At 48.5% G+C, this 12,552-nt stretch carries 9 protein-coding genes; 6 read left to right on the top strand and 3 right to left on the bottom strand.

Annotation, left to right across the window (positions count from 1 at the left end; all coding sequences use genetic code 11):
* The first annotated feature begins 172 nt into the window (after positions 1-172).
* Positions 173-3,430, top strand: a complete 3,258-nt coding sequence (gene rne / locus C2M34_RS07025) for a ribonuclease E (protein WP_105258412.1) — start codon at positions 173-175, stop codon at positions 3,428-3,430.
* Between the two features lie 82 nt (positions 3,431-3,512).
* On the opposite strand, the gene yejK is transcribed toward rne, so the two are convergent.
* On the bottom strand, positions 3,513-4,520 hold the full coding sequence (gene yejK / locus C2M34_RS07020) for a nucleoid-associated protein YejK (RefSeq protein WP_105215450.1): 1,008 nt from the start codon (positions 4,518-4,520) through the stop codon (positions 3,513-3,515).
* A gap of 64 nt (positions 4,521-4,584) precedes the next feature.
* Between yejK and C2M34_RS07015 the strand changes: the two genes are divergently transcribed.
* From C2M34_RS07015 to C2M34_RS06995, 5 genes are all read left to right on the top strand, one after another.
* Entirely contained in the window at positions 4,585-4,797 is a 213-nt protein-coding gene (locus tag C2M34_RS07015) for a DUF1414 domain-containing protein (RefSeq protein WP_105215452.1), read from the top strand.
* 3 nt (positions 4,798-4,800) lie between these two features.
* Positions 4,801-6,291, top strand: coding sequence for a DUF3413 domain-containing protein (locus tag C2M34_RS07010; protein WP_105258411.1), 1,491 nt, complete (start codon positions 4,801-4,803; stop codon positions 6,289-6,291).
* A 116-nt stretch (positions 6,292-6,407) separates the two neighbouring features.
* Positions 6,408-6,893 (top strand): DUF4124 domain-containing protein, encoded by a 486-nt coding sequence (locus tag C2M34_RS07005; protein WP_158677897.1) that lies wholly within the window; start codon positions 6,408-6,410, stop codon positions 6,891-6,893.
* 65 nt (positions 6,894-6,958) lie between these two features.
* Complete coding sequence (gene aceK / locus C2M34_RS07000) at positions 6,959-8,653, top strand: bifunctional isocitrate dehydrogenase kinase/phosphatase (RefSeq protein ID WP_105258410.1); 1,695 nt, start codon at positions 6,959-6,961, stop codon at positions 8,651-8,653.
* A gap of 61 nt (positions 8,654-8,714) precedes the next feature.
* Positions 8,715-9,653 carry a LysR family transcriptional regulator gene (locus tag C2M34_RS06995; RefSeq protein ID WP_105200481.1) on the top strand — a complete coding sequence of 313 codons (939 nt, stop codon included), beginning with the start codon at positions 8,715-8,717 and terminating at the stop codon, positions 9,651-9,653.
* Between the two features lie 66 nt (positions 9,654-9,719).
* Here the strand turns inward: C2M34_RS06995 and C2M34_RS06990 are convergent, their stop codons facing one another.
* Together C2M34_RS06990 and C2M34_RS06985 are read right to left on the bottom strand one after the other, a co-directional pair.
* Positions 9,720-11,246: an amidohydrolase family protein gene (locus C2M34_RS06990; protein WP_105258409.1), complete on the bottom strand. Its 1,527-nt coding sequence runs from the start codon at positions 11,244-11,246 to the stop codon at positions 9,720-9,722.
* Between the two features lie 138 nt (positions 11,247-11,384).
* Entirely contained in the window at positions 11,385-12,485 is a 1,101-nt protein-coding gene (locus tag C2M34_RS06985; RefSeq protein ID WP_105215462.1) for a helix-turn-helix domain-containing protein, read from the bottom strand.
* Positions 12,486-12,552 lie beyond the last annotated feature (67 nt).

Raw genomic sequence — 12,552 nt, 5'->3', positions numbered from 1 at the left:
TTAGATGTGGTGTAGTGGCTCAAAATTACTGCCAAACCACTCCAAGGTAGATTTAAAACGTTAAGCTTTTTCGTTAAAAGCCCAGTCGTGAGACTGTACCTAAGACACAAAGAAGAGCGCCGAACGACCCAAGTCAGGTCGGGCACTATGTAAAGAATTTAAGAGTAACAATATGAAACGCATGCTAATCAATGCGACGCAGCAAGAAGAAATGCGCGTAGCACTGGTTGATGGCCAGCGCCTGTACGATCTAGACATCGAAAGCCCTGGACACGAACAAAAGAAAGCAAACATCTACAAGGGTAAAATTACCCGTATCGAACCTTCACTTGAAGCCGCTTTTGTTGACTACGGCGCCGAACGCCATGGCTTCTTACCACTGAAAGAAATTGCCCGCACTTACTTCCCTAGCGGTTATACCTTCAGCGGCCGTCCTAATATCAAGGATGTGATCCGTGAAGGTCAGGAAGTGATCGTCCAGGTTGATAAAGAAGAACGTGGCCAAAAAGGCGCTGCGCTAACCACCTTTATCAGTGTTGCCGGTAGCTACCTGGTGCTTATGCCAAATAACCCTCGTGCTGGCGGTATTTCTCGTCGTATCGAAGGGGATGAGCGCGCCGAGCTTAAAGAAGCGCTAAGCCGCCTGGACCTGCCTAAAGGCATGGGCCTGATTGTTCGCACCGCAGGTGTAGGCAAATCATACGAAGAGCTTGACTACGACTTAAAAGCGCTTCTGGTACATTGGCAGGCGATTAAAGATGCAGCCGACAGCGGCAAGGCACCTTTCTTAATTCACCAAGAAAGCAACGTTATTTTCCGCGCTATTCGTGACTATCTACGTCGCGATATCGGTGAAATACTAATCGACAAGCCGCGCGTATTCGAAGAAGCAAAAGCCCATATCGAACGCTTCCGCCCAGACTTTATGAATCGCGTGAAGCTGTACCAAAACGATGTGCCCCTGTTTACGCATTATCAAATTGAAAGCCAAATTGAGTCGGCCTTCCAACGCGAAGTACGTCTGCCTTCTGGTGGTTCAATCGTTATTGACCCGACGGAAGCACTGACCTCTATCGATATCAACTCGTCAAAAGCGACAAAAGGTAGCGATATTGAGGAAACCGCACTTAATACCAACTTGGAAGCCGCCGATGAAATCGCCCGCCAGTTACGCCTGCGTGACCTGGGTGGTTTGATTGTTATCGACTTTATCGATATGACGCCGCCGCGCCATCAACGTGAAGTAGAAAACCGCCTTAAAGATGCGGCACGTCAAGACCGTGCCCGCGTGCAGATCGGCAAAATTTCTCGTTTTGGCCTGTTGGAAATGTCACGTCAGCGCCTGCGCCCTTCACTGGGTGAAGCGAGCCAAGGCAGCTGCCCACGTTGTAGTGGCCAAGGTACCATTCGTTCAAACGAGTCTATCGCCTTGTCTATCTTGCGCTTAATCGAAGAAGAAGCGATCAAGGACAATACCGCTCAGGTTAATGCTCAGGTACCAGTTGCCGTTGGCGCCTACCTGCTCAACGAAAAGCGCCGCAGCGTGCAGCGCATCGAAAAACGTCACAACTGTGATGTGGTGATCATTCCTAATCAACATATGGAAACACCGCATTACGAAGTCGTACGCTTACGCAAAGACGAGACCCTAGAAGCAGCAAGCTACGAGCAAATCATTGAGCCGGAGCCGGAAGCAATTGAGTACTCACGTGCGCCGGCTATGCCACAACGTGAAGAGCCTGTACTTAAAGGCGTAGTCATGCCACACGAGCCTGCACCTGTTGCTCAGCCTAAAGCGGCCAGCCCTCAAGCCAAAGCGCCTGCACAACTAGGCCTGCTTGAGCGCATCGGCAAATGGCTTAAAGGCCTGTTCGGCGGCGAAGAGCAAAAAGAGCAAGATAAAAAGTCAGGTCAAGAAGAGCAAAAAGAGCGCCGCACGGGTGAACGTCGTCGCAATAACCAGCGTCGTCGCAGCAATCAGTCGCGTAACCGTGGTAAAGGCCCGCAGCAAAAAGGCGGTGATAAGCCAGAAGCTGAGAAGAGCGAAAGCAACGAGCAAAATCGCAGCGATGAGCGCGGCGGACAACGTGGTGGTCAACGCAGCAACGAGCGTGATGATAATCGTAGCTCGGACAACCGCAATAAACGCCGTCGTTCGCAAAACCGTCGTCGCGATAACCGCAACGATAACGAGGAAGTGCGCAAAGAAGCGGTTGTTGAAGCTCAAGAAGAGCAACAACAAGAGCAAGATCAAAAGCCTAAGCAGCGCCGTCAGCGCCGTAACCTTCGTAAGAAGGTACGTGTGTCAAATCAGACAGAGCAAACGCTTACAGCCGAAACAGCAACGCCTGCGGTTGAGCCTGCAGTAGATGCTCAAGAGCAACAAGCAGCGCCGGTTATTGCAGCAACTCAAGAAGTTGCCGTGCAAGAACAGCAAGCTGATGCAGCACAAGAAAAGGCTTCACCAAAAGCTGAATCTAAGCCTGCACCTAAGGCAGAGCCAAAAGCAGAGCCAGCAGCTCAGGTGGAAAACGCCAACGCTGAGACGCAAGAAGGTGAAGAGCAAGCTGAGGGTGAAAAAGAAGGCCGCACTCGCAGCCGTCGCTCACCACGCCACCTGCGCGCCGCCGGTCAACGTCGTCGCCGTGAAAAGCAAGAAGGCGAAGTGGAAAAGGCTGCCTTTATTCCGGTAGCGGATCAAGCCATGGCGGAAGAAGCGAAGCAAGATATTGTACCTGCAGAGCAGACAGCCGAGCAGTCGGTAGAAACGCCGGTGGAGCAAGTAGCCGTTGAAGCTGCTCCAGCACCAAGCCAAGAGAGCCCAGAGCCTCAAGCCGAAGTTGTTGCAGAAACTGTTGAGCCACAAGCTGAAGAAGCGGTTGTTGAAACGCCTGCAACTAGCAGCGAAGAGCCAGCGGTAGAAGTTACCGCCGAACAAGATGAAGCGAAACCAGTTGAAGCTGAAGTTGAAGTTGAAGCTCAGGTTGAAACACTTGCCGAGACTAATGTCGAGACTTCCGTCGAAACTGCTGTCGAGACTGCCGTCGAGACAGTTGTTGAAACACCAGCCGAGCCTGCTCAAGAGGAAAAGGTTGAAGTTGTAGCTGAAGAAGCACCTGTTGCGGAAACTGCAGAAGCCCCACAAGTTGAAGCAGAGGTTACAGCAACGGCTGAGCCAGCCGCTAAAGCCGTACGCGCAATCGGTCATGCCACTGCGCCTATGACACAGCCGGTAACCCCAGCCATGCAACCTCTGGGGGAATTGCCACAGCCAATGCCGGCTGAGCAGCGCATCGCAGTTGTAAACAGTGGCTTGAAGCCAGGGTCAGTTGCACCTGTACACCATGCATTCTGTGGCGCGGCGACGCCAAAAGCCCCACAGATTGCCGCTGAGCCGGTGCCCGAAGTAGCTCAGGCTGATGCCGAGTAATTAAGGTAAACGAAAAAAGCCGCTGATTTCAGCGGCTTTTTTATGTCTTTTTATATCCTAAGACTAGAAGCAGGTTTACCCCCTACTCCTTATCCAACTGCTCAAGCTGGTCTTTTAGATTTGGCGGCACGCCCTTGATAGTCAGGGTGTCATTAACCGGGTCGTAAATAACCCGCTCACCCAAGTGCTTGCGCTCAAAGCCAACGCTCACTCCACCACCCATGCCAGATAACTTCACCATGCCGGTTACGGTTTTCTTATCGATCGGGAATGACTCGGCCAAATCATAATTTTGCTGCTGATAAAAATCGTTAAAGCTGTTCTCATCATCCTTGCTGATAGCCTTACCAATTTCATCGATTTGAGCATCTTCGCCACTGCTTAAGCGGTCACTGCAATAATCAAAGACTTCGCGACGACGTTCATCTTTTTCCGTCTTGTCTAAGCCTTGCTCGCTTAAGTAGTCTTCAACTGCGTTCAACATGGAGCGACTTTGTTGTTTCGGGTCGATACCTTCTTCACAGCCGAGGAAGTCCAAGAAGAAATCGGCAACCTTACGCCCGGCTCGACCTTTGATAAAGGAGATATAACGGTTATCGTCTGCCTGCGTGTCCCAGGCTGCTAAGTCGATGCGCGCCGCCAATTGCATGCGGGTGATATCCAGGTGACGGGAAGAAGCCAAGTCAAGCTCAGAGGTAATGCTGTAATGCTCTTTAATATTAATTAGGGCAATTAAAATATATTCCGTGGCAACATACTGATAATGACAAAACACCAGATAGCCGGTTTCATTAAAGGCATATTTATCAAGCTCTTCTTTTAATACCGTAGCGGCCTGCTCGGTGACTTGCCAAAAGCCAAGCTCATGATTACGGTAGCTTTGCATGGCACTTGCCACAACGCTGCTTTTGTCTGCACTGAAGGCACAAAAACCCTTGCCTGGCTTGCCGTTATAGGCGTGATGTAACTGCTCGATAAACACATTAACACGCTCATTGATGGGCATTTCGTCATTGCGCAAGTGAATTTGGGTATTACCGTCGTCTTTATCGACGTAATGTACAACCAGCTTCTTAACCTCAGTGGTCATCTTTGTTTTTCACTCCTACGGTGTTAAAATACAAGGACATATATAAATCAGTAATGAACCACCGATGCCAGCGTTATCCAAATATACCAATGAAGAAGTAGAACAACTTGTCGACCAGCTTGTAGCTGTACTTGCCGAAAAAAAGGCACCGGTTGATTTAAGCCTGATGTGTCTGGGCAATACTATCACGCATATTATTAAAGAGCATGTGCCTGCGGCAAAAAGAGCTGCCGTGGCGCAAAACTTTGCTAATGCCCTAACGGATTCGTTGAAGTAACCAATGAACCTGACAACGCAAAATCAATTTTCTTCTCGAGTCAGTCAGTTACTGGCCTGGGGTCACTGGTTTACCCTGGCTAATATTGGTCTTGCGTTGTTGCTTAGCCTTGCCTATTTATTCGCCGATGCGCATCCAGCAACGGCTATCGGCACCTTTTATATGGTGGTGACCTGGTTAAGCCACACCGCCTTTATTACTTTTCTAGCCTTTGTGCTGACCATATTCCCGCTGTCCTTGGTTTTTCCCTATCCTCGGCATATTCGCGGCATGGCCTCGGTGCTGGCCACCATAGGCATGACCTTGCTGGCGGTGGATGCCTTTGTTTATTACAACCTGGGATATCACTTGAATTACAGTGCCTTAGGGGAAATTTTATCCCTGTTTTGGCGCAATGTAAGTAATACCCCAGCGTTGTCGACTCTGATGGTAAGTGCCTTTGTCATGTTGATTTTGGCCTATCAGCTGATCGTCAGTAATTATGCATGGCACCATCTGGGCGATCTCAAACGCCTGCGTATTGGTCGCACCATCACCACTGCATTAGTGGTGTGTTTTGCCCTTAGCCACAGCATTCATATTTGGGCCGACGCCGAGCTAAAATTTGATATCACCAAGCAGGACAATATGTTGCCTCTGTCTTACCCGACTACGGCAAAATCCCTGCTCGCGAAAAATGACTTACTGGATCTGAAACGTTACGAGCAAGAGCGCTCGGTTAATGTCAATGCGCCCAATGTCAGCTTTGTGATGCCAGCGCAATTGCCAAGCTGCAACCTGGCGCCGGATGCCGCCGCAGTTGATATTCGCTTGTTTAGCACTCAGGCCGACTTAGCCCGCTTTACCCAGGCTAATCCGACCCTACAACAGGTTGCCCCTATTTTGCACCCAACCAGCGCTGAAGACACTATATTCAATGCCCTGTATGGCTTACCCAGCTATTACCGCCAAAGCATGAGCAAGGATCACATAGATCCGCTGTGGCGACGCACGCCTTTGACGCTGCAAACGAATCTAGCGCAATTTGATTTTATTCATGACGATGCCGACGCCCTGGTCACAGTCTCCCTTGATGAGCACACGCCGGTGCAACACTCGCATACAGTCTTTGCCTTTACCCTTGCCAGCGAAAGCACAGAGCGCATCACGACAATTAATCAGTTGTGGAGCTCAGACACGCGTTTGCAGGGTTTAGGTCATATAGTGCAACCCCAGGACATACTGGCCACAGTGCTTGCCGAACATTGGCAGTGCCCAGAGTTGGCAGCCAGTGCATTAATTGCCAATAATATGCTGGGTAATGACACTCAGCCCAATATCAATTACTCACAAGGGGTGTTTATCGCCCTGCGCAAAGACCGCATTACCTTGTTAAGCAGCGATGGCAGTTATAAACATATTTCCGCCAGCGAGGGCTTTAATGTCGACCAAGAACTTAATGTGCCTTTTTTAATTCAAGGCCTTAAGCAGCTCAAACGCTTTAACGCGCAATAAAACGGATAAAAAACAACCATCTCGCTTTAATACCTTTGGCTTACTTCCGTGACATTCAATTTTAGTTCATCTATATTGGGTAAGGAATGAGAACAATAATTAAGCGAGGTGAAATAGTGACTAGTAGATTAGCACTCCTAAGAAGTGTGTTAATACTTAGCGCGGCGCTGCCAGTTTTGGGTTATGCCAATACCACATATTTTAAGTGTCAAACGTCAGAAGGCACGGTATTTAGCCAGTTCCCTTGCGATAAAAATGCGAAGGAGCAAGAAGTAACACATACCAAGTCTCCTCAACGAGGCCCAAAAGAAGACTACAACAAGCAACTATCCGAGCTGGAAAAGGAAAATAAGCGCGACAGCATCAATATGCAAATTCGCAGCACCAAACATAAGGTGGTGATGTTAAAGCGCGAGCGCAGTGCAAAAACCCTGGCCGAAGAACAACGCCTGGAGCGTCTGATGTCAGATGACGAGCGCAAGGCACTGAAAAAAGAGGTTCAGGTTAATATCAAGGACATTGAACGTCGCTATACTCAGCGCATTAAAGAAACCGAACAAAAGCTGGCAAGGTTAGAAAAGTCCCTGGCAAAATATCAATAACACTTGCAAAGACTTAGAACCATGGCTTAAGGTAGGTTAGAGTTTATACTCTAGAGGCTTTAACTGTGTATGCACAAGCAATAGCGCAACAAATTCTTAATGGGTTTTTCCATCATTATAAGTTGTTCCAATCGATCACGGCGCAAGCTCCCCAAGCCTTTGCCAAGCGTGATTGGGCGACCATGCGTCATATCGCCAGTTTGCGCATTAGCTATTATGATACCCGCGTTAATGAAACCGTCGACACTCTGGCCTCTGTAGTCAGTGATCCGGCGGACGATCCCCAGCTGTGGATAGACACCAAGGAATGCTATAAGCAGTTTTTAACCTTTCACCCTCAGGCTGAGCTCGCAGAAACCTTTTATAACTCGGTGTTTTGTCGTTTATTTGAACGCAAATACTACAATAACGACTTTATCTTCGTTCAGGCGACCTTGGCCGATGCCCCGGCGCTGCCGGTGGAGGCCGAATATCGCAGCTACTTTCCCGTGGTTGAAGGCCTTAAACCCACCATTCGCCAAATTATCACTCAGTTTGAGTTTGGTTGTGCCTTTGCCAATTTAGAACGTGATATTCGCTTGTTATTAAAGGCTTTTATAAAACAAGCGCCAGACACCCATGTTAAAAGCCACCAAATGCGCTTTGACATACTGCAGACCCCCTTTTATCGCGGCCAGGCCGCCTATATCGTCGGTCGTATAGTTTCATCAACTGGCTCCCAGCCCTTTATCATTGCAGTATTGCATAACAAAGACCGCGGCCTCTATATCGATGCCCTGCTCACGCGTTCATCGCAAATGTGGGTGATCTTCGGCTTTGCCCGCGCTTATTTTATGGTGCAAACTCATGCGCCGTCGGCCTTAGTGCACTTTCTCAATCAACTCATGCCTGGCAAAACCAAGGCGGAACTCTATAACGCCATAGGTTTTCATAAGCAGGGCAAAACCGAATTCTACCGTGAGCTACTGGCACATATGCAGCATGCTCAGGAGCGCTTTGAGCTGGCCGCCGGTACTCCGGGCATGGTGATGATGGTTATCAACCTGCCATCTTTCCCTTACGTATTTAAAATAATCCGCGACCGCTTTGGCTCCAGTAAACCCTTTGGCAGACAAACCGTACTCGAGCGTTATCAACTGGTTAAGCGCCACGACAGGGTTGGCCGCATGGCCGATACCTGGGAGTATTCCGATGTGGCTCTGCCCCTGAGTTGCTTTAGCGATGAATTACTGCAGCAGTTGGAAAACAGCATCGCTAATTCCATGCGTATCGAAGGCGATATGCTGATCATCAAGCACCTCTATATCGAACGCCGTATGACGCCGCTAAACCTTTACCTGCAAGAGGTGAATGAGGAAAAAGCCGAGCACGCCATTATCGAATACGGTCAGGCACTTAAAGAAATGATCGCCGCCAATATCTTCCCCGGCGATATGCTGTTGAAAAACTTTGGCGTCACCAAGCATCAGCGTGTGGTCTTCTATGACTATGACGAAGTTCAATATCTTACAGATATGCAATTTCGCGAATTCGATTACAACGATGAGCACAGCATGTCGGTCGCCCCAAACGATGTGTTCCCGGCTCAGCTAACCACCTTTGTGTTACCTAACCCTACTCATAAAGAAATATTTATGCGTCATCATGGCGAGCTGACTGAAGCCGCCTATTGGCAGCAGGCACAGCAAAAAATTGTTCGCGGCGAATATAAACAGGTTTATCCTTATCCCAAAGAACAGCGATTTATACACCTTTGGTAGCCTATTCTGCTACCCAAGAATAAGCTAGACTAACTATAAATATAATAAATGGCATAGCGGAATGAACATAAACAAAATTGATTTAAATCTTCTCGTTTATCTCGATACCTTATTGCGCGAGTGTAATGTCACCAAGGCAGCCAATCAGCTCAGCATTACTCAGCCGGCCATGAGTAATGGCCTTAAACGCCTACGTAACCTGTTGAACGACCCCCTATTGGTGCGCACCAGTGAGGGCATGGTCCCTACAGAGCGCGCCTTAGAGCTGCAACCTGTGATCCGCGGGGTGCTGATGACCCTGGAAGAAACCTTAGCCCCTAACCGCGACTTTGAGCCCGCCAGCAGTAAGCGCGTATTTCGCATTATGGCCAGTGACTATGCCGCCAGCACCTTGGCTCCACGCCTGTTAAGTAAACTCCATGCCGAAGCACCGGATACCACCTTGGATATACTGACGCCAAGCGACGTTAACTTCCACGACGTTGAAAACGGCAAGGTGGACATGGCCCTCAACCGTTTTGAGAAACTGCCTCAGTCTTTCCACCACAAACGTATTTGGAAAGACAGCTTCTGCTGTCTGGTTAAATCCGACAACCCCATTTTGGAGCGCTTTAATTTAGAGAGCTATTTGCAGGCCAGACATATCTGGGTGAGTAAAACCGGTTTTGGCGTCGGTGTGGGTATGGACCCTAAAGATGTGCAAAAACTCGGCTGGGTTGACGAGGCCCTGGCACACTTTGGTAAACACAGAGACATTGCCACTTTCACGCGTAATTACCACGTAGCCATTCACCTGGCTAAAGAGCTAAACCTGGTGGCCACCTTGCCCTCTAAGGCGGCAAAAATATACAAAGACGACCCTGGGCTCACCATTTTAGAGCCGCCCTTCCCCATACCGCCGTTCGAGCTCGACATGATTTGGTCGCCGCTGCTGCATAGGGATGTGAGCCATATCTGGTTACGACAAAAAGTGGCAGAAGTGGCGCAGGAGTTAGCGTAAATCGGATGCAAATATAAAAGAGCCCAGCGACATAGCTGGGCTTTTTGTTTCAAAGGACAAGGTCGATTAGAGATACTTATCAATATTGATTTTGCGACTGTTAGCGTTCGCCTGCTTAACCGCGTCTAACATGGCATCTAGCTGCTCTCGCGCAAACACACGACCGTTTAGAATAACCGTATCTATACTGCGAGTGTTGCCAATATCTGTAAGTGGGTTTTGATTGAGTATTAGCAAGTCGGCACGTCGGCCAGGTTCAATAATACCGGCATTACTCTTCATCAATTCCGCTGGAATTCTGGTTGCGGTTGCCAGCGTTTGCGCCGGGTTCATGCCGCCTAAATTTAGCGAACTTAGTTCGTCATGCAGTGAGAAGCCAGGTACCACCAGGTTGCCTCCCGCGTCTGTGCCCGCAACTATCTTAACGCCACGACGAACCATGGCTTTTAATAAAATATGATGCGCTTTCTCCCGCGCTTGCCAGAAAGTATCGCTCTTTTTGTAAGCCTCCTCCGACGCATCATTCACAGCTTCGAACTGATTATAGCCGGGTAACCAGCCCACTTTATATTCGCCGCCGTCTTTGGTGCCTTCAACCAGGCCTGGGTTGGCGTATTCCATATGCACTTCTTTTAATGCCTCCTCAAGATTGCTGAACTGATCATGGATGCTTTCCATAAACCATAAGACGGAATTTACTGTGATGTCATTCGCCAATAAGTCGTCAATAATCTCGTCGGCACGGGCTTCTACATGGGCATAGAAGGCCTCGCTGCCTTGCTTATTGATAGAACCAAACTCTCTGATCAGCACCCGCACAATTTCCTCAAGGTGAGCGACTTCCCTTTGTTGGGTGACCGCCAATTCCGAGAGCTCAAAGGTCAAAGGAAAATGACCCGTGGTTGGCACTCCCAATTCGGTGGCTAGTTTATTCACGGCGCGGTAGGTCGGCATATCTAGGTGGTAGATTTTAATGGCGTCATAACCTTGCTCGGCAAACTCTTTGACCATGCTTTTAGCATGCTCAACATCATGGGTATTTTTATGGAATGTAATAAACTCCCAAAATGCGCCCTCAAGCAGTCCCATAGAGTCGATGGGTGGGGAAGACACAAAGAGTCTAGGGCCAACGCGACCTTGGTCAATCTCTTCACGCAATTGTAAACGCTCGGCTGGGCCTCCCAAATCACGAATATGGGTGACGCCATTGGCAACGTAAAGCAATAAATCGTTGGGGCTCTTTAGAAGATGGGCATGTGAGTCCACCAAGCCGGGAATAAGATATTTACCCTGGCCAGGTATGACCATAGCACCTGCGGGAATTGAGCCCTCGGTGGTCACCGAGAGAATCTCTCCCTTATCCAGGACCACAGTGCGATTGGGTAGCATGGTTTGGCCGTCAGGTGAGAGCACGCTGACATCCGTAATTACGGTTAACTGCCTGGGCGATGCAAAGGCGCGATGATCGACGACCTGGGTATGGGCGCCATAAATAAAATTAACGCCATTTTTAAACCAAGCGAGATAAGCGGCTGCGACAATGCTGACGCCAATAAAGAGACCAAAAAGCCATTTTAAAAGAGTTTTAAACATGGGGTATTTCCATCTGTTGTTGATGGAGTAATTTCAGCACACAGGTGAATCAAAAGCGTCCAGCCTTATAATATCAGACGTCCAATATGTTGTTTTTACACCTTTTTAGGCGCTATATCCGATCTAGCCGATAGAGCACTACTGGCATCGATACGCACTTGGCGTCAGCCCCGTAAGCTTTTTGAAGATGGCATTAAAACTGCTTTTTGAAGAAAACCCCGCATCCATAGCCAAATCAATTAATTTACGTTCGCTTTTTTGGTCGAGTTGCTCGCATACCTCGGCCACCCGGTATTCGTTAATAAATTGATTAAAATTTTTGCCACCGGCTTGATTCAAGGTCTCTGACAATTGGTGCACACTCACACCAACCTGCTGTGCAAGTGTGGCCAAGGTCAATTCGCTGTTCCGATATAGGGCCTGGTTTTTGACTTCATCTTGAACCAATTTCAGTATGCTTGAACGCGTATCTGGATCCAATACACCATCAGCAGAGGCTTTAGCACCGGAATCCTTTGGCTGCTCCAGTTGTGTTGTCAGTTGCCGAATATGAAAGAGACTTGGGTTGCGCCATTGGACTACTGCAACAAAATAAACCATTAAAACCAGGAGGCAATCGGCAAGCAGATTGACGATAGGTGCCGAGTTAATAAAGTAAAACAACAGCTTTAAACTCCATATCCCGACCATAAAGGCCACCAGGCTCCAAATCCACTTAAAAATATCTGGGCTATAAGAGGAGAGTGTTTGTTTAGCCTTGGCCTGGTAGCGACTGACCATGGTTATCAACAGCGCTAAATAGACGCCCACTTGTCCGTAAAAAACAATTTTTGTCAGAGTATGCTTGATAAGCGTGGTGTCGGGTACGGTGACAAAACTCAACGCCTTGTCGCCAGAAAACAGGATGTCGTAATTGAGCAGGTAGCATATTGCCAAGGGAAAAAGATGAAGAATATCACTGGCCTTAAGCGGCGCACCGGTAATGGCTGTTCGGCAATACAAATAGGTAAGAGCCCCATAACAAGCGGGTAGAAACACCAACCAAGCTATCAACCAAGTAAATTGACTTTCTCCTGCATCCACGATTAGTGGCAAAGCAAAAGTTGTAGCTATAAACAAGCACTGGATAGCCAATAACTTACTGGCGTAGTTAACCCGTTTGTCACTCACTAATAAGGTAAACAACAAAAAGCCCTGAAACCCGCCAATGGCCAGTATTACAGTCTGAGTTTGCGACATTGTTATTTTTATTTTATGTCTGGTTAGATAAGGGCATAAGTCTATCTATTAACCGAACTTATGTCGA

It is taken from the genome of Pseudoalteromonas sp. T1lg88 (assembly GCF_002964765.1).
Taxonomy (GTDB): domain Bacteria; phylum Pseudomonadota; class Gammaproteobacteria; order Enterobacterales; family Alteromonadaceae; genus Pseudoalteromonas.
Note: the sequence above shows the minus strand (reverse complement) of the source record. Positions and strands in the feature narration are given on the sequence as shown.